This is a genomic window from Pseudomonas sp. DWP3-1-3b3 (genome assembly GCF_049896305.1).
Lineage (GTDB): Bacteria > Pseudomonadota > Gammaproteobacteria > Pseudomonadales > Pseudomonadaceae > Aquipseudomonas > Aquipseudomonas azotoformans_A.
The window spans coordinates 1-21,039 of sequence record NZ_JAFCUA010000016.1 but is presented as its reverse complement, the minus strand read 5'-3'; the positions used below and the strand labels follow the sequence as shown (position 1 = coordinate 21,039).

At 59.3% G+C, this 21,039-nt stretch carries 23 protein-coding genes and 1 tRNA gene; 2 read left to right on the top strand and 22 right to left on the bottom strand.

Annotated features, from left to right (window positions below; genetic code table 11):
- Positions 1-32: 32 nt before the first annotated feature.
- The 16 genes from hisS to trmJ all read right to left on the bottom strand — a co-directional run bounded on the left by hisS (position 33) and on the right by trmJ (position 13,348).
- On the bottom strand, positions 33-1,322 hold the full coding sequence (gene hisS, locus ACP7BX_RS29210) for a histidine--tRNA ligase (RefSeq protein ID WP_426131653.1): 1,290 nt from the start codon (positions 1,320-1,322) through the stop codon (positions 33-35).
- Positions 1,323-1,345: 23 nt separating this feature from the next.
- Positions 1,346-2,455, bottom strand: coding sequence for a flavodoxin-dependent (E)-4-hydroxy-3-methylbut-2-enyl-diphosphate synthase (ispG, locus tag ACP7BX_RS29205; protein ID WP_003175952.1), 1,110 nt, complete (start codon positions 2,453-2,455; stop codon positions 1,346-1,348).
- 2 nt (positions 2,456-2,457) lie between these two features.
- Entirely contained in the window at positions 2,458-3,435 is a 978-nt protein-coding gene (locus ACP7BX_RS29200) for a RodZ domain-containing protein (protein ID WP_426131651.1), read from the bottom strand.
- Positions 3,435-4,193, bottom strand: a complete 759-nt coding sequence (gene pilW / locus ACP7BX_RS29195; protein WP_426131649.1) for a type IV pilus biogenesis/stability protein PilW — start codon at positions 4,191-4,193, stop codon at positions 3,435-3,437. The genes ACP7BX_RS29200 and pilW overlap by 1 nt, the downstream gene beginning before the upstream one ends.
- A 12-nt stretch (positions 4,194-4,205) precedes the next feature.
- On the bottom strand, positions 4,206-5,354 hold the full coding sequence (gene rlmN, locus ACP7BX_RS29190; protein ID WP_426131647.1) for a 23S rRNA (adenine(2503)-C(2))-methyltransferase RlmN: 1,149 nt from the start codon (positions 5,352-5,354) through the stop codon (positions 4,206-4,208).
- 29 nt (positions 5,355-5,383) lie between these two features.
- Positions 5,384-5,809 (bottom strand): nucleoside-diphosphate kinase, encoded by a 426-nt coding sequence (ndk, locus tag ACP7BX_RS29185; protein WP_003175956.1) that lies wholly within the window; start codon positions 5,807-5,809, stop codon positions 5,384-5,386.
- Between the two features lie 92 nt (positions 5,810-5,901).
- Positions 5,902-6,102, bottom strand: a complete 201-nt coding sequence (iscX, locus tag ACP7BX_RS29180) for a Fe-S cluster assembly protein IscX (RefSeq protein ID WP_016977667.1) — start codon at positions 6,100-6,102, stop codon at positions 5,902-5,904.
- Between the two features lie 14 nt (positions 6,103-6,116).
- Positions 6,117-6,458 (bottom strand): ISC system 2Fe-2S type ferredoxin, encoded by a 342-nt coding sequence (gene fdx / locus ACP7BX_RS29175; RefSeq protein WP_015885743.1) that lies wholly within the window; start codon positions 6,456-6,458, stop codon positions 6,117-6,119.
- Between the two features lie 3 nt (positions 6,459-6,461).
- Positions 6,462-8,324 (bottom strand): Fe-S protein assembly chaperone HscA, encoded by a 1,863-nt coding sequence (gene hscA / locus ACP7BX_RS29170; RefSeq protein WP_426131645.1) that lies wholly within the window; start codon positions 8,322-8,324, stop codon positions 6,462-6,464.
- A gap of 53 nt (positions 8,325-8,377) precedes the next feature.
- On the bottom strand, positions 8,378-8,899 hold the full coding sequence (gene hscB / locus ACP7BX_RS29165) for a co-chaperone HscB (RefSeq protein WP_038848811.1): 522 nt from the start codon (positions 8,897-8,899) through the stop codon (positions 8,378-8,380).
- An 8-nt stretch (positions 8,900-8,907) separates the two neighbouring features.
- A complete protein-coding gene (gene iscA, locus ACP7BX_RS29160) occupies positions 8,908-9,231 on the bottom strand; it encodes an iron-sulfur cluster assembly protein IscA (protein WP_003175963.1) in 324 nt (107 codons plus the stop codon).
- A 28-nt stretch (positions 9,232-9,259) separates the two neighbouring features.
- Positions 9,260-9,646: a Fe-S cluster assembly scaffold IscU gene (gene iscU, locus ACP7BX_RS29155; protein ID WP_028617851.1), complete on the bottom strand. Its 387-nt coding sequence runs from the start codon at positions 9,644-9,646 to the stop codon at positions 9,260-9,262.
- A gap of 99 nt (positions 9,647-9,745) precedes the next feature.
- Positions 9,746-10,960 carry an IscS subfamily cysteine desulfurase gene (locus ACP7BX_RS29150; RefSeq protein ID WP_016971998.1) on the bottom strand — a complete coding sequence of 405 codons (1,215 nt, stop codon included), beginning with the start codon at positions 10,958-10,960 and terminating at the stop codon, positions 9,746-9,748.
- Positions 10,961-11,010: 50 nt separating this feature from the next.
- A complete protein-coding gene (iscR, locus tag ACP7BX_RS29145) occupies positions 11,011-11,502 on the bottom strand; it encodes a Fe-S cluster assembly transcriptional regulator IscR (RefSeq protein WP_003194020.1) in 492 nt (163 codons plus the stop codon).
- A 287-nt stretch (positions 11,503-11,789) separates the two neighbouring features.
- On the bottom strand, positions 11,790-12,575 hold the full coding sequence (gene cysE, locus ACP7BX_RS29140) for a serine O-acetyltransferase (RefSeq protein ID WP_426131642.1): 786 nt from the start codon (positions 12,573-12,575) through the stop codon (positions 11,790-11,792).
- A gap of 2 nt (positions 12,576-12,577) precedes the next feature.
- On the bottom strand, positions 12,578-13,348 hold the full coding sequence (gene trmJ / locus ACP7BX_RS29135; protein WP_426131640.1) for a tRNA (cytosine(32)/uridine(32)-2'-O)-methyltransferase TrmJ: 771 nt from the start codon (positions 13,346-13,348) through the stop codon (positions 12,578-12,580).
- A 145-nt stretch (positions 13,349-13,493) separates the two neighbouring features.
- Here trmJ and suhB point away from each other — a divergent pair, with 145 nt between their 5' ends.
- The gene (gene suhB, locus ACP7BX_RS29130) at positions 13,494-14,309 is read left to right on the top strand and encodes an inositol-phosphate phosphatase (protein WP_003175971.1); all 816 of its coding nucleotides are present in this window, start codon (positions 13,494-13,496) and stop codon (positions 14,307-14,309) included.
- A gap of 57 nt (positions 14,310-14,366) precedes the next feature.
- On the opposite strand, the gene ACP7BX_RS29125 is transcribed toward suhB, so the two are convergent.
- The 6 genes from ACP7BX_RS29125 to queA form a co-directional block, all read right to left on the bottom strand.
- Entirely contained in the window at positions 14,367-14,909 is a 543-nt protein-coding gene (locus ACP7BX_RS29125; RefSeq protein ID WP_010207894.1) for a glycine zipper 2TM domain-containing protein, read from the bottom strand.
- 123 nt (positions 14,910-15,032) lie between these two features.
- On the bottom strand, positions 15,033-15,947 hold the full coding sequence (secF, locus tag ACP7BX_RS29120; protein WP_028617853.1) for a protein translocase subunit SecF: 915 nt from the start codon (positions 15,945-15,947) through the stop codon (positions 15,033-15,035).
- 9 nt (positions 15,948-15,956) lie between these two features.
- Entirely contained in the window at positions 15,957-17,825 is a 1,869-nt protein-coding gene (gene secD / locus ACP7BX_RS29115) for a protein translocase subunit SecD (protein ID WP_033898641.1), read from the bottom strand.
- Between the two features lie 62 nt (positions 17,826-17,887).
- Positions 17,888-18,226 carry a preprotein translocase subunit YajC gene (yajC, locus tag ACP7BX_RS29110; RefSeq protein WP_003175975.1) on the bottom strand — a complete coding sequence of 113 codons (339 nt, stop codon included), beginning with the start codon at positions 18,224-18,226 and terminating at the stop codon, positions 17,888-17,890.
- Positions 18,227-18,269: 43 nt separating this feature from the next.
- On the bottom strand, positions 18,270-19,385 hold the full coding sequence (gene tgt / locus ACP7BX_RS29105) for a tRNA guanosine(34) transglycosylase Tgt (RefSeq protein WP_426131708.1): 1,116 nt from the start codon (positions 19,383-19,385) through the stop codon (positions 18,270-18,272).
- A 5-nt stretch (positions 19,386-19,390) separates the two neighbouring features.
- Positions 19,391-20,440: a tRNA preQ1(34) S-adenosylmethionine ribosyltransferase-isomerase QueA gene (queA, locus tag ACP7BX_RS29100; RefSeq protein WP_034115902.1), complete on the bottom strand. Its 1,050-nt coding sequence runs from the start codon at positions 20,438-20,440 to the stop codon at positions 19,391-19,393.
- A 108-nt stretch (positions 20,441-20,548) separates the two neighbouring features.
- On the opposite strand from queA, the gene ACP7BX_RS29095 reads away from it, so the two are divergent.
- A tRNA-Leu gene (locus tag ACP7BX_RS29095) sits at positions 20,549-20,633 on the top strand.
- The last annotated feature ends 406 nt before the right edge of the window (positions 20,634-21,039 follow it).

The window sequence follows — 21,039 nt, the reverse complement described above, 5'->3', positions numbered from 1 at the left end:
CCTTAATCGCTAAATTCGGCTGTTCGACAGCTTCAACCCTGCACAACGCAGGTGGCCAAGTGCGCAGCGAGCGCATCAAAGGCAATGTTCTGTTGCTCGCCCTGGCCACGCAGGGGTTTGAAACCTATCACTTGCTGGGCCAGTTCGTCTTCGCCGAGGATCAGCGCATACAGCGCACCGCTCTTGTCGGCCTTCTTGAACTGGCTCTTGAAGCTGCCGGCACCGGCATTGACCTGCAGGCGCAGGTTTGGCAGTTGGTCGCGGACCTTTTCGCTCAGGGCCAGGGCAGCCAGTTCGGCGGCCTCGCCAAAGGTGCAGAGGTACACGTCCACCTGACGGGCGATCTCTTCCGGGACCTGCTCCAGGGTTTCCAGCAGCAGGATCAGCCGCTCAATGCCCATGGCGAAGCCCACGCCGGTGGTCGGCTTGCCGCCCATCTGCTCGACCAGGCCGTCGTAACGGCCACCGGCACACACGGTGCCCTGGGCGCCGAGTTTGTCGGTGACCCATTCGAATACGGTCTTGCTGTAGTAGTCGAGGCCGCGTACCAGCTTGGTGTTGATCACGAACGGAATACCGGCCGCTTCCAGACGAGCCTTGAGGCCCTCGAAGTGGATACGGGACTCGTCGTCCAGGTAATCAGCCATTTTCGGCGCGTTGACCAGCACGGCCTGGGTGTCGGCGTTCTTGGTATCGAGGACGCGCAACGGGTTGGTCTTCAGACGGCGCTGGCTGTCTTCGTCCAACTTGTCCAGGTGGGCGGACAGGTACTCGACCAGGGCCACTTTGTAGCGACCACGGGATTCGCTGGTGCCCAGGCTGTTGAGTTCAAGCTTGACCGCGTCGCGGATGCCCAACAGGCCCCACAGGCGCCAGGTCAGCACGATCAGCTCGGCGTCGATGTCCGGGCCATCGATGTTGAACACTTCCAGGCCGATCTGGTGAAACTGGCGATAACGGCCTTTCTGTGGGCGCTCGTGACGGAACATCGGGCCGATGTACCACAATTTCTGCGGCTGGCCAGCACCGGTGAGACCATGCTCAAGCACGGCACGCACGCACGCAGCGGTGCCTTCCGGACGCAGGGTCAGGGAGTCGCCGTTGCGGTCTTCAAAGGTGTACATCTCTTTTTCGACGATGTCGGTCACTTCACCGATGGAGCGCTTGAACAGCTCGGTGAACTCGACGATCGGCATGCGGATCTGCTTGTAACCGTAGTTATCCAGCAGACGCGCGACAGTGCCCTCGAAATAGCGCCACAGCGGCGTCTGTTCCGGCAGGATGTCGTTCATGCCACGAATGGCTTGCAGAGACTTGCTCACATCAAATCCTTAAATTCGTTCAATCAGCCGCGCGCGATCAGCGCTGCGTCAGCCGCGACCTTTTCGGCCGCTTTCTCGCGGATCAGCTTTTCCAGCTCATCCACCAGATTGTCATTCGTCAACTTCTGCGACGGCTTGCCGTCGATGTAGATCAGGTTCGGCGTACCACCGGTCAGGCCCACATGGGCCTCTTTGGCCTCACCCGGCCCGTTGACCACACAGCCGATCACCGCCACATCCAGCGGCACCAGCAGGTCTTCAAGGCGCAATTCCAGATCGTTCATGGTTTTCACCACGTCGAAGTTCTGCCGCGAGCAGCTCGGGCAGGCAATGAAATTGATGCCACGGGAACGCAAACGCAGGGATTTGAGAATGTCGTAACCGACTTTCACTTCCTCTACAGGGTCTGCTGCCAGCGAGATACGGATGGTATCGCCAATCCCTTCGGCGAGCAGCATACCGAGACCCACCGCAGATTTCACTGTGCCTGAGCGTAAACCGCCTGCTTCAGTGATACCCAGGTGCAGCGGCTGCACGATTTCCTTGGCCAACAGGCGGTAGGCTTCTACCGCCATGAACACGTCGGAGGCCTTTACGCTGACCTTGAAGTCCTGGAAATTCAGGCGTTCAAGGTGTTCAACATGGCGCAGCGCCGATTCAACCAGCGCCGCCGGAGTCGGTTCGCCGTATTTCTTTTGCAGGTCTTTTTCCAGGGAACCGGCGTTGACGCCGATACGGATTGGAATGCCACGGTCACGGGCAGCATCCACCACCGCACGCACACGGTCTTCACGACCGATGTTGCCCGGGTTTATGCGCAGGCAGTCCACACCCAGTTCGGCCACGCGCAAAGCGATCTTGTAGTCGAAGTGAATGTCAGCAACCAATGGCACCTTGACCAGTTGCTTGATGCGGCCAAAAGCTTCGGCAGCGTCCATGTCTGGCACGGAGACGCGCACGATGTCCACGCCCGCAGCTTCCAGACGATTGATCTGGGCAACGGTGGCGGCCACGTCATTGGTGTCGCTGTTGGTCATGCTTTGTACCGCGATGGGGGCATCGCCACCCACCGGCACCGAGCCGACCCAGATCTTGCGCGATACGCGACGTTTGATTGGAGATTCGCCGTGCATGACTATTGTCCCAACTTCAGGCGAGCAGTCTCGCCACTGGTGAACGGCGCCACGTCCACAGGCTGGCCGTTGTAGGCCACTTGCGCGCCACGGGCAAAGCCCAGACGCAGCGTCAAAGGAGGCTTGCCGCCCTGGTCGAGCGTATCTCCCTTACGCTTCAGCCCACTGAACAGCACTTTGCCGTTGCCATCGGTGACTTGCGTCCAGCAGTCAGCGACGAAGGTAATCTGTACACGCCCATCACCGGCGATCAACGCTGGGGTGGTGGGCGGGGAAATCGCAGGGGCAGCGGGAGCGGCTGGAGCCGGAGTCGCTGGCGTCTGCACTGGCGCGGCCGGAGCGTGAGCCGGGGCAGCAGGCGTTGCAGGAGCCGGTGCGGCAGCCGTCGCGGCTGGCGCAGTTTCCGGTGCAGGCTGCTCGGTGGTCGCCGGTGCGTCAGGTGCAGCCTGGCTTTCGGCAACAGCCTGGTCTTCCGGCTCGTCCAGCGGATGAATCTGGGTCGTGCCGTCAGCGCTTTCGACCTCAACGTGCTCCATGGCGTTGCTGGTCAGGTCCTTGGTGCGCTGGGAGGTCTGGTCTTGCCACCAGACGAAACCGCCACCAATGACCGCGATCAGCAGCAACAGGCTGACAATGCGCAAAATCGTGTGGGAAACCCGCACTGGCTCTTCGATACGCCCCAGGCCGTGGACATTGCTGCCCTGGGAGTCGGTGCCGGTGAATTGGTCGAACTCCTGGACCAGTATGGCCTGGTCGATCCCCAGCAATTTCGCGTAGGCGCGGATATAGCCGCGGGCAAAGGTGTGCCCAGGCAGCTTATCGAACGCGCCAGCTTCCAGGTTGCCCAGGGACGTCGTGGTCAAATTGAGCTTGAGGGCCACTTCCGCCAGCGACCAACCATTGCTTTCGCGGGCCTGACGCAAGGTGTCGCCTGGGTTTACGCGATTAGCTGCTACAACTTCCGGGTGCGCCGCTTTCATCATTGCTCCGACAGGTATTGCTGATATTCCGGCGTACCGGGATAGAGTCGTTCGAGTTGCTGGCCAAAACGTGCGGCCGTGTCGCGTTCTTCATGAACCGTCGCCAGGCGCACACCGAGCAATAGACTACGTGCATTTTGCCCGCTGAGCAGGCTAAAACGCTCGTAATAGTCACGTGCCGGCACATAATGCCTGTCATCAAAGGATAACTCAGCCATTTCGAGCAACGCCCGAGGCTGGCGACCGTTCAAATGCAGGGCTTTTTCCAGTTGCTGGCGGGCGCTGTCACGCTGACCGAGGCGCATCGAGGTCACCCCAAGGTTCTCGAACACCCGCGAACGCTCAGGATAGAGGGTATCGGCGCTGGCTTGCTGGAAATAAAGGGCGGCCTGGTCATATCGTTTCTGCTCGAACAGAAAGCTGCCGTAATTGTTCAGCAGCCGCGCGTCGGCAGGACGGGAGGCCAGGGCCTTGTGGAAATACTGTTCGGCCAGTTCAGGCTCGGCCTGGGCCTGGAACACCAGGGCCAGTGCGCCATTGGCGTCGGCATCGTCGCTGTCCAGCTCCAGGGCCTTCTTCAACGGCACCTTGGCTTGCTCGCTCATGCCTTGTTGCAGGTAACCCAAGCCCAGTTGCACATAGGCAACCCGCGCCTCGTCACGGCCTTTACCAGTTTGCAAAGGGCTCTCATGGCCCGATGAAACACAACCGGCCGCAAGACCGGTAACAAGCAAAAGCAGCGCAAGGCGCAAGGGCATAGAGATCCTCTCTCAGATTCGATTCACAGCAATCAGCGGCAGATCGTCGGCGGCGTTCAACTCACGCCCGGCGATATACCGTTCGCTGCGGCGGGTACGGTCCATCACCTGCCCGACCAATTGGCCACAGGCGGCATCGATGTCTTCACCACGGGTGGTGCGGACGGTGACGTTGTAGCCGGCCTGGTGCAGTTGATCCTGGAAACGGCGGATAGCGTTGTTGCTCGGCCGCTCGTAGCCAGAATGTGGAAACGGGTTAAACGGAATCAGGTTGATCTTGCACGGGGTGTTCTTGAGCAATTCGATCATCTCGATCGCGTGTTCGACCTTGTCGTTGATGTCCTTGAGCATGGTGTACTCAATGGTCAACACGCGTTTTTCGCCCAGGGTCGCCATGTAACGCTGGCAAGATTCGAGCAGCATCTTAAGCGGATACTTCTTGTTGATTGGCACCAATTGGTTACGCAATGCGTCATTCGGTGCATGCAGCGACAACGCCAGGGAGACGTCGATGTGCTTGGCCAGCTCATCGATCATCGGCACCACGCCGGAGGTCGACAGGGTTACACGGCGCTTGGAGATGCCGTAGCCCAGGTCGTCCATCATCAGGTGCATGGCCGCAATGACGTTGTCGAAGTTCAGCAGCGGCTCACCCATGCCCATCATCACCACGTTGGTGATGGCACGGTCGACGGTCGCCGGGACGCTGCCAAAGGATTTGTTGGCAATCCACACCTGGCCGATCACTTCGGCGGCGGTGAGGTTGCTATTGAAGCCTTGCTTGCCGGTGGAGCAGAAACTGCAGTCCAGGGCACAGCCTGCCTGGGACGAAACGCACAAGGTGCCGCGCTTGCCCTGGGGAATGTACACGGTCTCGACGCAGCTGCCGGACGCCACGCGCACCACCCATTTACGGGTGCCGTCGCTGGAGATGTCCTCGCTGACCACTTCGGGACCACGCACCTCAGCAATGGCCTTGAGCTTGTCGCGCAGGGCCTTGCTGACGTTCGTCATGGCGTCGAAATCATCGACACCAAAGTGGTGAATCCATTTCATTACCTGACCGGCACGGAAACGCTTCTCCCCGATTGAGTCGAAGAATTTCTCCATTTCCGGCTGAGTCAGACCCAGCAGGTTGGTTTTAACAGTCGATGTAGTCATGGATTCACCCTCACTCTTTAAGCCGATGCTTAGCGAGCGGTTACTTCAGTAGCAGCGAAAAAGTACGAGATTTCGCGAGCAGCGGCAGCTTCGGAGTCCGAGCCGTGTACAGCGTTGGCGTCGATGGATTCAGCGAAGTCAGCACGGATAGTGCCGGCAGCCGCTTCTTTAGGGTTGGTAGCGCCCATCAGCTCGCGGTTCAGAGCGATAGCGTTTTCGCCTTCCAGAACCTGAACAACAACAGGACCGGAGATCATGAAGGCAACCAGGTCGCCGAAGAAACCACGAGCGCTGTGCTCAGCGTAGAAGCCTTCAGCTTCAGCCTTGGACAGTTGCTTGAGTTTCGAAGCTACAACCTTCAGGCCGGCTTTTTCGAAACGAGTGGTGATCTCGCCGATGACGTTTTTTGCAACAGCGTCAGGCTTGATGATGGAGAAAGTACGTTGAACAGCCATGGTGTAACTCCAGAAACGGTAATTTACGAAAAATTAAACCCGCGAATTATACGCGGGTTATTGGGTATTGCCTAACTGCGTAAAGGGAGGCGTCAGTCCTGTTCTTCTTTCCAGGCAGTCTGGATAGCTTCCAGAACCTTCTCACCGCCGCGATCACGCTCATCTTCGAACCCCGGCAACGCCATGACCATGTCACGCAAAGCTACAAAGTTCAGGGAGTAAGGATCCAGATCCGGGTTGGCATCCGCCAACAGGATAGCGATCTCTTGCACATCAACCCATTTAAGACTCATGACACTTCCTTGAATCAATGCGGCGCTTCGGCGGCGTGGTTGAGGGAATATTTCGGAATTTCGACAGTGATGTCTTCCGTGCCGACCTTTGCCTGACAGCTTAGACGCGAAGTCGCCTCCAGGCCCCATGCGCGGTCGAGAAAGTCCTCCTCCAGCTCATCAGCCTCTTCAAGGCTGTTGAAGCCCTCGCGGATGACGCAGTGGCACGTGGTGCAAGCGCACACACCGCCGCAGGCGCTTTCGATCTCGATGTGGTTGTCATGGGCAACTTCGAGGATGGACTTGCCGGTCTCAGCCTCCACGACCATACCGTCCGGGCAATGCTCGGCGTGTGGCAGAAAAATGACCTGCGGCATTAATTATTCCTCGATTTCATTCAGGTTGCGTCCCGCCAGGGCGGCTTTGACCGTCTGGTCCATACGACGGGCGGCAAAAGCATCGGTCACTTGCGACAGGCGCTTGGTCTGTTGCTCGATGGCATAACCATCGTCGCCGTTCATCAGTTCGGCCAGTTCCTGCATCTGCAGGTCGATGACCATGCGCTCTTCGGCATCCAACAGGCGCTCGCCGTCAGCATCCAGGGCGCCCTGCACCGCTTCGAGCAGGCGCTGGGCGTCGACTTGCTGCTCACGCAATACACGGGCGACCTTGTCGTCACCGGCATATTGGAACGAGTCTTTGAGCATCTTGGCGATTTCACCGTCGGTGAGACCGTAGGACGGCTTGACCTGGATGCTCGCCTCAACGCCTGAACCCAGCTCACGCGCAGCCACATTCAACAGGCCGTCGGCGTCGACCTGGAAGGTCACGCGGATCTTCGCTGCACCCGCGACCATCGCCGGGATGCCGCGCAGTTCAAAACGCGCCAGGGAGCGGCAGTCGCTGATCAGCTCGCGCTCGCCTTGCAGCACATGGATCATCATGGCCGTCTGGCCATCTTTGTACGTGGTGAAGTCCTGGGCGCGGGCGACGGGAATGGTGGTGTTGCGTGGAATCACCTTCTCCATCAAGCCACCCATGGTTTCCAGCCCCAAGGACAGCGGAATCACGTCGAGCAGCAGCAATTCGCCGCCATCGCGCTTGTTGCCGGCCAGGGTATCGGCCTGGATCGCAGCGCCAATGGCGACCACTTGATCCGGGTCGATTTCCGTCAGCGGCTGGCGACCGAACGCTTCAGCAACGGCTTCACGCACGCGCGGCACACGGGTGGAGCCACCGACCATGACCACGGCGCCGACGTCTTCCAGCTCGATACCGGAGTCACGCACGGCACGGCGGCAAGCTTTCAGGCTGCGGGCAACCATCGGTTCGATCAACGCATCAAAGGCTTCGCGCGTCAGTTGGGCCGACCAAGTGCCGTAGGAAACTTCAACGGATGCGGCGCCAGTCAGCGCTTCTTTGGCGGCGCAGGCGGTTTGCAGCAGGTTACGCTGCGCGCCCGGATCCAGATCGGCCGACAAGCCGGCGCTGCTGATGATCCAGCCCGCAATGGCGTGGTCGAAGTCATCGCCGCCCAGGGCGCTGTCGCCACCGGTGGCCAGCACTTCGAAGACGCCGCCGGTCAGGCGCAGGATCGAAATATCGAAGGTACCGCCGCCCAGGTCGTAGATGGCAACCAGGCCTTCGGCGTGTTGGTCCAGGCCATAGGCCACGGCGGCAGCTGTCGGCTCGTTGAGGAGGCGCAGCACGTTCAGGCCGGCGAGCTTGGCCGCGTCCTTGGTGGCTTGGCGCTGGGCGTCATCGAAATAGGCTGGAACGGTGATCACCGCACCAACCAGTTCGCCGCCCAGGGTTTTTTCTGCGCGCTGGCGCAGCACCTTGAGGATATCGGCCGACACTTCCACCGGGCTTTTCGGGCCCTGGATGGTGTCGATGAACGGCATGTGGGATTCACCGCCGACAAAGCGATACGGCAGCTGGTCACCCAATTGCTTAACGTCGGACAGACCACGACCCATCAAGCGCTTGACCGACAACACGGTATTCAGAGGATCGGTAGACGCCGCCAACTTGGCCGATTCACCGACTTCAGTGCGATCAGCGTGGTAGCGCACGGCAGACGGCAGGATCACCTGACCGTCAGCGTCGGGCAACGGCTCGGACAGGCCGCTGCGCAAGGCAGCAACCAGAGAATTGGTGGTGCCCAGGTCAATCCCGACCGCCAGGCGACGCTGGTGCGGTTGAGGGCTTTGGCCGGGTTCGGCGATTTGCAGTAGGGCCATGGTAATCAGGTCTTATCTGTCTATCAGGCGTGCATCACGGGCAGCACACTGGGTTAATCGTCGAGGCGCTCTTCTAGCTGGCGCACTTCGTAGGTGAGCTTGTCGAGAAACTGCATGCGCCGCATCAGGCGTTCGGCCTGCTCACGTTGCGCTGCATCATCCCAACAGGCTGCGAAGCTTTCGTTGAGCTCATCCTGGGCCGTTTTCAGACGACGCTTGAAGACCGCGACGCCAGCAAGATCGGCTTCGTCCTGCAAGTCTTCAAGTTCTTCGCGCCACTGCATCTGTTGCATCAGGAAGTCGGGATCGTGAACCGTGACTTCCAGCGGCAACTCTCCACCGTTCATCGCGAGCAGATAACGCGCGCGCTTGGGCGGATTTTTCAGGGTCTGATAGGCCTCGTTGAGGCTGGCCGACTTCTCCAGAGCAACGCGTTGCTCGCGCTCGGAGGCGTCAGCAAAACGATCTGGATGCACCCCACGCGCCAATTCTCGGTAGCGCGTGGCAAGCTGCTCAAGGTCCAGGCGAAAACTCGGCTGCAGCTCGAATAAAGCGAAATGACAAGGAGTACCCACGAATAGCCTCAGATGTTGAAGCTTTCGCCGCAGCCACATTCACCGCGCACGTTGGGGTTGTTGAACTTGAAGCCTTCGTTCAACCCTTCCTTGACGAAATCGAGTTCGGTGCCGTCCAGGTAGGTCAGGCTTTTAGGGTCGATGATCACTTTCTCGCCGTGACTTTCGAACACCTGGTCTTCCGCCACCACCTCGTCGACAAACTCCAGCACGTAAGCAAGGCCGGAGCAGCCTGTGGTGCGAACACCCAAGCGAATCCCCTCACCTTTACCGCGCCCATTCAGGGAGCGGCGAATGTGCTGTGCAGCCGCTTCTGTCATGCTGATAGCCATCGTTGACTCCTTACTCGTCGCCAAATGCTTAGATCAAGCCTTTCTTCTGCTTGTAGTCGCGAACGGCCGCCTTGATGGCGTCTTCTGCGAGTACCGAGCAGTGGATTTTCACTGGCGGCAGGGCCAGTTCTTCGGCCAGCTGGGTGTTGCTGATGGTGACAGCCTCATCCAGGGTCTTGCCTTTCATCCATTCGGTCGCCAGGGAGCTGGAGGCGATGGCCGAACCGCAGCCGTAGGTCTTGAACTTGGCGTCTTCGATAACGCCAGCGTCGTTGACCTTGATCTGCAGGCGCATCACATCGCCGCACGCCGGGGCGCCGACCATGCCGGTGCCGACATCTGGGTCTTCCGCGTCCATCTTGCCGACGTTACGCGGGTTTTCGTAGTGGTCGATGACCTTTTCGCTGTAAGCCATGGTACTGAATCCTCACTCATCAGGGCCGCTCTGGAACCCTGTAGAAACGCCTGCGTTTTCCGCCACGTTGCTACAGAGCTGGGGTGGCGGCTTCTATAGTTAGTGTGCCGCCCACTCGATCTTGGAAATATCGACGCCGTCTTTGTACATGTCCCACAGCGGCGACAGAACGCGCAGCTTGTTGACGGCTTCGCAGACTTTCTGCGCGGCGTAGTCGACTTGTTCTTCGGTGGTGAAGCGGCCGAACGTAAAGCGGATCGAGCTGTGTGCCAGTTCGTCGTTGCGGCCCAGGGCGCGCAGTACATACGAAGGCTCAAGGGACGCCGAGGTGCAGGCCGAACCGGACGAAACCGCCAGGTCCTTGAGCGCCATGATCAGCGACTCGCCTTCAACGTAGTTGAAGCTCAAATTCAGGTTGTGCGGTACACGGGCGGTCATGCTGCCGTTGATGTACAGCTCTTCAAGGCCTTCGACCTGCTTGTAGAAGCGGTCGCTCAGGGCTTTGATGCGGATGTTTTCGGCAGCCATGTCTTCCTTGGCTACGCGGAAGGCTTCGCCCATGCCGACGATCTGGTGGGTCGCCAGGGTGCCCGAACGCATGCCGCGCTCGTGACCGCCGCCGTGCATGGTGGCTTCGATGCGCACGCGAGGCTTGCGGCTCACGTACAGGGCGCCGATACCTTTAGGGCCGTAGGTCTTGTGGGCAGAGAACGACATCAGGTCGACTTTCAGTTTCGACAGGTCGATGTCGACCTTGCCGGTGGACTGAGCAGCGTCGACGTGCAGCAGGATGCCCTTCGAGCGAGTCAGCTCGCCGATGGCCGCGATGTCGTTGATGGTGCCGATTTCATTGTTCACGTGGATCACGGAAACCAGGATGGTGTCTTCACGCAGGGCCGCTTCGATCATGGCCGGGGTGACGATACCGTCGGTGGTTGGCTCGAGGTAGGTGACCTCGAAACCTTCACGCTCCAGTTGGCGCATGGTGTCGAGGACAGCCTTATGCTCAATCTTGGTGGTGATCAGGTGTTTGCCCTTGGTCGCGTAGAAATGCGCCGCGCCCTTGATAGCCAGGTTGTCGGACTCGGTAGCACCGGAGGTCCAGACGATTTCACGCGGGTCTGCGCCAACCAGGTCAGCAACCTGGCGACGAGCGTTCTCGACCGCTTCCTCGGCTTTCCAGCCGAATACGTGGGAACGGGAGGCCGGGTTGCCGAAGTTTCCGTCAACCAGCAGGCATTCGCTCATCTTTTGCGCGACACGCGGATCAACCGGGGTGGTCGCTGAGTAATCAAGGTAAATCGGCAATTTCATGGACTTTCTCCTAAATCAGGCTGGCTGGCGTGCCGTTAGCTCTTCGGCTGTCACTCGACGGCGGACGCTTCGATCTTGTCCAGACGCGGCGCCTTGGTGTTGCAACGGCGCTGGTCCTGACGCTGGGCTACTTCTTGCACCTCACGGCGAGTCACAAGATCAGCCAAGCTGATACCACTCAAAAACTCATGGATCTGCAGGCTCAAGTCACACCACAGGTGGTGTGTGAGGCAGGTGTCGCCGGCGTGGCAGTCACCCAGGCCCTGGCATTTGGTAGCGTCGACGGATTCGTTGACCGCGTCGATCACTTGAGCCACTTGGATACCCTGCATGTCGCGGGACAACTGATAGCCGCCGCCTGGACCGCGAACACTGGAAACCAGGTTGCTACGACGCAATTTGGCGAACAGTTGCTCGAGATAGGACAGGGAAATGCCTTGGCGCTCGGAGATATCGGCCAGGGACACCGGCCCAGTTTGCGCATGCAAAGCCAGGTCGAGCATGGCAGTCACCGCGTATCGGCCTTTTGTAGTCAGTCTCATGGACAAGTACCAAGGTGTTTCAGAATGGGGGCAAGTATGCGATTCCCGAGTATTTAAGTCAACTATAAGACCTAGTACTTTAGTCAGGATTACCCGTAAAAATGGCGCGCGAATCATAGCAGGATGGGGTGGAGACGAACAGCAGGAACAGGGCCAAGACCCGATCTCAAGACCAATGGAGATCAAATGTGGGAGCTGGCTTGCCTGCGATAGCATTCTGCCAGGCAGCCTATGGGTTGCTGACCCACCGCTATCGCAGGCAAGCCAGCCCCCACAGAAGACCGTATTCAGCCAGCCTTGGTAGTGGCGGCCTCGTCCTTGATTTCGGCGAAGTCTTCTTCGCGAAGCTCCGGCAGATCTTTCGCACAGTAGGGGCTGCCCAAGTCCTTCAACGCGCCGCACATGCCGTCCAGCTTGCCATCTACCGCCTGAAGGTGATCCAGCAACTGGCCAATGGCTCGCGCCACCGGGTCGGGCATGTCTTCGCTGACGCCATAGGCATCAAAGCCAATCTTCTCAGCCATGGCCTTGCGCTTGGCTTCCTGCTCGTCGCCAACTTCCGGCTTGACGATGATCCGCCCAGGAATACCCACAACGGTCGCACCCGGCGGCACGGCTTTGGTTACTACCGCATTGGAGCCGACCTTGGCGCCCGCGCCGACGGTGAACGGGCCAAGCACCTTGGCACCCGCCCCTACCACCACGCCATCACCCAAGGTTGGGTGGCGCTTGCCCTTGTTCCAACTGGTGCCACCAAGCGTCACGCCCTGGTAAAGGGTCACGTCATCGCCGATCTCGGCAGTCTCGCCAATCACGATGCCCATGCCATGATCAATGAAGAAGCGACGGCCGACCTTGGCACCCGGATGAATCTCGATCCCGGTCAGCCAGCGACCGAAGTTCGACACCAACCGCGCCAGCCATTTCCAGCCCATGCCCCAAAAGGCACCGGACAGGCGATGGATCCAGATGGCGTGCATGCCTGGGTAGCAGGTCAGCACTTCAAAGGCATTGCGCGCCGCCGGGTCACGGTGGAAAACACTCTGGATATCTTCTCGCAAACGCTCGAACATTTTTAATCCTTCCGCTTAAGAAGCTCGCCACGGGCCGCTTTCTGGGTTTCCGTGAGGATGCCACGCAATATATTCATTTCGGCCCGGCTGACCGAGCTACGTCCGTAAAGACGACGCAGGCGTGCCATCAAGTGCCGTGGTTTTTCCGGATCGAGGAACTCAATGACCACCAGGGTTTGCTCCAGGTGCTCATAAAACCGCTCCAGCTCGTCCATGGTGGCCAACTCGCCACTTTTGGTCGACGCAACCTCTTCCTTCTCTACCTTGCTCGGCTGACCCGCAGCGGCCAGCCAAGCCATGCGCACTTCGTAAGTCAACACCTGCACCGCCGCACCGAGGTTCAGCGAGCTGAATTCAGGGTCTGATGGGATGTGCACGTGGTAATGACATCGCTGCAGCTCTTCATTGGTCAGGCCGGAGTCTTCACGGCCAAATACCAAGGCGATTTCAGCGCCGCCGGCAGCCTCCTCGACCACTTTGGTGCCGCACTCACGCGGATCTAGCAAGGGCCAGGGGATACGACGGTCGCGGGCACTGGTGCCGAGCACCAGGTTGCAGCCGACCAAGGCATCTTCCAAGGTGGCGACGACCTGGGCTTTTTCAAGGAGGTCATTGGCGCCGGATGCGCGGGCATCGGCCTCGTGGTGCGGGAACACGCGCGGGTCAACCAGCACCAGACGCGTCAGCCCCATGTTTTTCATGGCTCGCGCCACCCCGCCGATGTTGCCGGGATGACTGGTATTGACCAAGACGACACGAATGTTTTGCAGCAAGGGAGGCGCTCTCGGACACGGGAAAGGGGAGCAAATCTTACAGAACAGCCTAAGGTTATGCCATGAAAGCTCACGTCGTCCTTCACCTGAAGAAAGTTTCTGCTAGAATGCTCGGCTTTCTTTAACAACCTTAGGTGACACATCCATGCAGCCCATGCTGAATATCGCGCTGCGCGCCGCCCGCAGCGCCAGTGAATTGATCTTCCGCTCCATCGAGCGCCTGGATACCATCAAGGTCGACGAAAAAGACGCCAAGGATTATGTATCCGAGGTGGATCGCGCCGCCGAACAGAAAATCATCGACGCACTGCGCAAGGCCTACCCTACTCACGGCATCCTCGGCGAAGAAACCGGTTTGCACAAAGGCAGCGGTGAAGGCGAAGACTACCTGTGGATCATCGACCCACTGGATGGCACCACCAACTTCCTGCGCGGCATCCCGCACTTTGCCGTGAGCATTGCGTGCAAATACCGTGGCCGCCTGGAACACGCCGTGGTTCTGGACCCAGTTCGCCAGGAAGAATTCACCGCCAGCCGTGGCCGTGGCGCCCAGTTGAATGGTCGCCGCTTGCGCGTCAGCGGTCGCACCAGCCTGGACGGCGCCCTGCTGGGCACCGGCTTCCCGTTCCGTGATGACCAGATGGACAACCTGGAAAACTACCTGGGCATGTTCCGCGCCCTGGTTGGCCAGACCGCTGGCATCCGTCGCGCGGGCGCAGCGAGCCTGGACCTGGCTTATGTGGCTGCTGGTCGCTTCGATGCGTTCTGGGAGTCGGGTCTGTCCGAGTGGGACATGGCTGCGGGCGCCCTGCTGATCCAGGAAGCGGGCGGCTTGGTGAGCGACTTCACCGGTGGTCACGATTTCCTTGAGAAAGGCCACGTGGTTGCCGGCAACACCAAATGCTTCAAGGCAGTCCTGACGGCGATCCAGCCGCACCTGCCGGCTTCGCTGAAGCGCTAACCGAGCGAGCACAAAAAAGCACCCCGAGGGGTGCTTTTTTTATGCCTGTAGAATCGGTTACTGCTGGTTCTGACCCAGGATCAGACGACCTTCTTTGTCGACTGGAATCTGGCTGCCTGGGTCGCGCTCCATACGCACCGAACCTTCCTTGCCATCCAGGTTGTAACGCACGTCATACCCGACCACCTTGTCACTGATGTCGTTAACAGTGTTACAACGGGTTTGCGTAGTGGTGTAGGTATCACGGTTCTGCATGCCTTCCTGAACCTTGTTACCAGCGTAACCGCCACCCACCGCGCCGGCCACAGTCGCCAGCTTCTTGCCATTACCACCACCGATCTGGTTGCCCAGCAAGCCACCCGCCAGGGCACCTACGACCGTACCGGCGATTTGATGCTGATCCTGCACCGGACGCTGCCGGGTCACGGTGACGTCCTTGCAGACCTCACGGGGAGTTTTAATCTGGGTTTTAACCGGCTGCACCGCCAGCACTTGCGCATACTCAGGGCCGCTTTTTACCAGGCTGTAGGTGGCAACAGCACCCCCGGCAGTCACACCGACAGCACCCAATACCGCACCAACCAGTAACGACTTGTTCACGTTGAACCTCCTGACCATCACAAGCGGACCAAACGTCCGCGCTATACCCAGCCTTGGAGCAAAAAAAAAGGCGCGAGTTCAATACTCGCGCCTTTCTTGTATCAGCGGATCAACAAACGCCCATCAAGGACGGTCGTCAACCTCCTTGCCAGTACTGGCCGGAGGGATCAGGTCTTCGCTGTTCAGGTTCAGCCAGATCAGCACCACGTTGGCGATGTAGATCGACGAGTAGGTGCCCGCCAGAACGCCGATGAACAGCGCCAGAGAGAAGCCCCACAGGTTGTCACCACCGAAGATCATCAGGGCAGCAATCGCCAGCAAAGTGGAGATCGACGTCGCCATGGTCCGCAGCAGGGTCTGGGTGGTCGAGACGTTGATGTTCTCGATCAGCGACGCCTTGCGCAGTACACGGAAGTTCTCACGAACCCGGTCGAATACCACGATGGTGTCGTTGAGGGAGTAACCAATGATCGCCAGCACGGCCGCCAGCACGGTCAGGTCGAACGTGATCTGGAAGTACGCCAGGATACCCACGGTCACGATCACGTCGTGAATCAGCGAAACAATGGCGCCGACACCGAACTTCCACTGAAAGCGGAAGGCCAGGTAGATCATGATGCCGACCAGCGCCATCAGCATGCCGAGGCCGCCCTGGTCGCGCAGCTCTTCACCGACCTGCGGGCCCACGAATTCAACACGCTTGACCGACGCCGGGTTGTCGCCGCCGACCTTCTGCAAGGCCTCGGCTACCTGGTGACCCAGTTGCGGGTCTTCGCCAGGCATACGCACCAGCAGGTCGGTGGTCGCACCAAAACTCTGCACGATGGCTTCGTGATAGCCGGCCTTGACCAGCTCGTTGCGCACCAGGGTCACATCGGCCGGCTTCTCGTAGGTCAGCTCGATGAGCGTACCGCCGGTGAAGTCCAGACCGTAGTTCAGGCCCTTATGGAACCAGCTGAACAATGCCAGAACGGTAAGGAGCACGGTGACGCCGAACGCAACGTTGCGAACGCCCATGAAGTTGATTGTACGTAACATGGCAGCCCCTTAAATCCACAACTTCTTGAAGTCACGCCCGCCAAAGATCAGGTTGACCATTGCGCGGGTCACCATGATGGCCGTGAACATCGAGGTAAAGATACCGAGGGACATGGTCACCGCAAAACCCTTGACCGGGCCGGTGCCCATGGCAAAGAGAATCCCGCCGACCAACAGTGTGGTCAGGTTGGAGTCGAGAATCGCGGTAAATGCCCGGCCGAAGCCTTCGTTGATTGCACGCTGTACGGTCATGCCCGCCGCGATCTCTTCACGGATCCGCGAGAAGATCAGTACGTTGGCGTCTACCGCCATACCCATGGTGAGTACGATACCAGCGATACCTGGCAGGGTCAGCGTAGCGCCCAGCAGCGACATCAGTGCCAGCAGCATCACCATGTTGCCCGCCAGGGCCACGGTGGCGATGATGCCGAAGAAGCGGTAGATGGCGATGATGAACAGGGACACGAACAGCATGCCCCACAAGGCCGCATCGATACCCTTGGTGATGTTGTCGGCACCCAGGCTCGGACCGATGGTACGTTCTTCAGCGAAGTACATCGGGGCAGCCAGGCCACCGGCACGCAGCAGCAGCGCCAGTTCCGAGGATTCGCCCTGGCCGTTCAGGCCGGTGATACGGAATTGAGCACCCAGCGGCGACTGGATGGTCGCCAGGCTGATGATCTTCTTCTCTTCCTTGAAGGTCTGTACCGGCACGTCTTTCTCGACGCCGTTGACCATCTGCTTGGTGTAGGTGGTCACCGGGCGTTGCTCGATGAAGATCACCGCCATGCTGCGACCGACGTTGCTGCGCGTAGCGCGGCTCATCAGTTCGCCACCATGGCCATCCAGACGGATGTTCACTTCAGGAGTACCGTGCTCGCCAAAACCAGCCTTGGCGTCGGTCACCTGGTCACCGGTGATGATCAAGCCACGCTCGATCAACGCAGGGGGACGGTTACCTTCGCGGAACTCGAACTCTTCGGCAGTGGCGCGGGTAGCACCCGGCTCAGCCGCCAGACGGAATTCCAGGTTGGCGGTTTTACCCAGGATACGCTTGGCTTCAGCGGTATCCTGTACGCCCGGCAATTCAACCACGATGCGGTTGGCACCCTGGCGCTGAACGATCGGCTCAGCCACGCCCAGTTCGTTGACGCGGTTACGTACCGTGGTCAAGTTCTGCTTGATGGAGTATTCGCGGATTTCCGCCAGCTTGGCTGGGGTCATCGCCAGACGCAGTACAGGTTGACCGTTGAGGTCGGCCGGTACGATGTCGAAATCGTTGAAGTTCTTGCGGATCAGCGCACGAGCCTGTTCGCGGGATGCTTCGTCAGAGAAGCCCAGCTGGATGGCACCGTTGAGCTGCGGCAGGCTGCGATAACGCAGGCGCTCTTTACGCAGCAGGCTCTTCACATCGCCTTCGTAGACCTTCAGGCGCGCGTCGAGGGCCTTGTCCATGTCGACTTCCAGCAGGAAGTGCACACCACCGGACAAGTCCAGACCCAGCTTCATTGGGTGCGCGCCGATCTTGCGCAGCCAGGTTGGCGTGGTCTGTGCCAGGTTGAGCGCGACCACATAGTCGTCACCCATGGCCTTGCGCACGACATCTTTGGCCGGCAATTGGTCTTCTGCCTTGGTCAGGCGCAGCAAACCGCCCTTCGCATCAGCCGCCAAGGTTGCCGCCTTGACCTGGATACCCGCGTCAACGAGCGCTTTGCTCGCGCGTTCCAGATCGGCCTGATTGACCTGCAGCGAAGTGCTGGCGCCAGTGATCTGGATCGCCGGGTCATCAGGATAGAGATTGGGAGCGGAATAAATAAAACCGATCGCCAGCACCGCCAGGATCAGTACGTATTTCCACAGAGGGTATTTGTTCAGCATCACGCCGCCCGCTTATAACGCGGGGCGCCTTGCGCGCCCCGTCGATTGGTAAAGGTTGTTACTCAGATCGCTTTGAGCGTGCCTTTTGGCAGCGTGGCGGCGATGGCGCCCTTCTGGAACTTCATTTCTACGGTGTCGGAAACTTCCAGAACCACGAAAGCATCGGAAACCTTGGTGATCTTGCCAGCGATGCCGCCGGTGGTCACAACTTCGTCACCTTTCTGCAGGCTGCCCAGCAGGTTTTTCTGCTCTTTGGCGCGCTTGGCCTGTGGACGCCAGATCATCAGGTAGAAGATGACCAGGAAGCCGACCAGGAAAATCCACTCGAAACCACCGCCCATAGGGCCGGCAGCAGCAGGCGCAGCGGCATCAGCCATGGCGTTAGAGATAAAAAAGCTCATTTAGCACTCCAGTTGCAAATAGTGAATCTTAGGGTCGGAAAACTCAGTCCAAGGGCGGCACAGGAAGCCCGCGCTTGGCATAGAAGGCATCGACGAAGGCGGCCAATGTACCCTGTTGAATAGCCTCGCGCAAACCAGCCATCAGGACTTGGTAGTGACGCAAATTGTGGATGGTATTCAACATGCTACCCAGCATTTCCCCACACTTGTCCAGATGGTGCAGATAAGCACGGGAGAAGTTCTGGCAGGTGTAGCAATCACAGGTGGGATCCAGCGGCGAATCATCATGGCGATGGAACGCGTTACGGATCTTCAGCACGCCTGTATCGATGAACAGATGCCCATTGCGGGCATTACGGGTTGGCATCACGCAATCGAACATGTCCACACCGCGGCGCACACCCTCTACGAGATCTTCCGGTTTGCCAACGCCCATAAGGTAACGAGGTTTGTCAGCCGGCATCAGGCCCGGCAGGTAATCCAGCACCTTGATCATTTCGTGCTTGGGCTCGCCCACCGACAAACCGCCGATGGCCAAGCCATCAAAGCCGATTTTGCCCAAGCCTTCCAGCGAGCGTTTGCGCAGGCTTTCGTGCATGCCGCCCTGGACGATACCGAACAGCGCAGCGGTGTTGTCGCCGTGAGCATTCTTCGAACGCTGGGCCCAACGCAGGGACAACTCCATCGAAATCCGCGCGACGTCTTCGTCAGCCGGGTACGGCGTGCACTCGTCGAAAATCATCACGATGTCGGAACCCAGGTCGCGCTGCACCTGCATCGACTCTTCCGGGCCCATGAACACCTTGGAACCATCCACTGGCGAGGCGAAGGTCACGCCCTCTTCCTTGATCTTGCGCATGGCGCCCAGGCTGAACACCTGGAAACCACCCGAGTCGGTCAGGATCGGACCTTGCCACTTCATGAAGTCATGCAGGTCGCCGTGCTTCTTGATCACTTCCGTGCCCGGACGCAGCCACAGGTGGAAGGTGTTGCCGAGGATGATCTCGGCGCCGGTGGCGACGATGTCGCGCGGCAGCATGCCCTTGACGGTACCGTAGGTGCCAACCGGCATGAAGGCCGGGGTCTCGACGGTGCCGCGTGGGAAGGTCAGGCGACCGCGTCGGGCCTTGCCGTCAGTGGCAAGCAGTTCAAACGACATACGACTCATAAGGTTCCCTCTGGGCCGCGTGGCGCCGGGTTACGGGTGATAAACATCGCATCACCGTAGCTGAAAAAACGGTACTCGTTGGCGATGGCGGCTTGATAAGCGGCCATGGTTTCCGGGTAACCGGCAAATGCCGACACCAGCATCAACAGCGTGGATTCGGGCAAATGGAAGTTGGTCACCAGGCAATCGACCACATGGAAGGGCCGGCCTGGGAAGATAAAGATATCGGTGTCGCCGCTGAACGGCTTGAGCACGCCGTCACGCGCCGCGCTTTCCAACGAACGCACACTGGTGGTTCCCACTGCGACTACGCGCCCACCACGCGCCTTGCACGCCGCGACAGCGTCCACGACTTCCTGGCTGACCTCCAACCACTCGCTGTGCATATGGTGGTCTTCGATGTTATCCACACGTACCGGCTGAAACGTACCGGCCCCCACGTGCAGGGTCACATAGGCGGTCTCGACGCCCTTGGCGGCAATCGCATCCAGCAGCGGCTGATCGAAGTGCAGGCCCGCAGTCGGCGCGGCAACGGCGCCGAGGCGCTGGGAGTACACCGTCTGATAGCGTTCGCGGTCCGAGTCTTCGTCGGGGCGGTCTATATAGGGCGGCAACGGCATATGGCCGACGCGCTCCAGCAGCGGCAGTACTTCTTCGGCAAACTTGAGTTCGAACAGCGCATCATGACGCGCAACCATCTCGGCTTCGCCACCGCCATCGATCAGGATGCTTGAACCTGGTTTCGGCGACTTGCTGGAGCGCACGTGAGCCAGTACGCGATGACTGTCCAGCACCCGTTCCACCAGAATTTCCAGCTTGCCACCGGAAGCTTTCTGGCCAAACAGCCGCGCCGGAATCACCCGGGTATTGTTGAACACCATCAGATCGCCCGGGCGCAAATGCTCAAGCAAATCAGTGAATTGACGGTGTGCGAGGGCGCCACTCACCCCGTCCAGGGTCAGCAGTCGACTGGCGCGACGCTCGGCCAAAGGATGGCGAGCGATCAGCGAATCAGGGAGTTCAAAAGTAAAGTCAGCAACGCGCATGATGGAGTTCGTCTAGCAGGGCCGGGAAGTCTAGCGGAAATAGTGAAAATTGACCATGAAAGGTGATTGACCAACGGTAATCTCATCTCTATACTTCGCCGCCATTGAGCCCTGATGGCGGAATTGGTAGACGCGGCGGATTCAAAATCCGTTTTCGAAAGGAGTGGGAGTTCGAGTCTCCCTCGGGGCACCATCTTAAAAAAAGACCTTGAAATTCAAGGTCTTTTTTTTCGTCTGTAGAAAAGTGCACCACCTGCAAAGTGGTTCTTTTGTGAGCGGTACACCACTCCAACCGCCTCTCCAGGCGCGCGCTGACACGTCCTGTCAGCGCAATGCTCGCCTACCATTCGTCGCGCGCCCATGCGCCTCTAGCAGCTACTGGAGAGCGCTCAGCGTATTTGGGTGCCAGCGCTGCTCTAATGCAGAACTGAAAACGCCTATGGAAGCGGTCACTCCGGGCTCTTCGGGACTTTTCGACCGCCCAAAACAAAACCCCATCTGCTTTCGCAAATGGGGTTTCGTAATTTAATCTTGACGATGACCTACTCTCACATGGGGAAACCCCACACTACCATCGGCGATGCATCGTTTCACTGCTG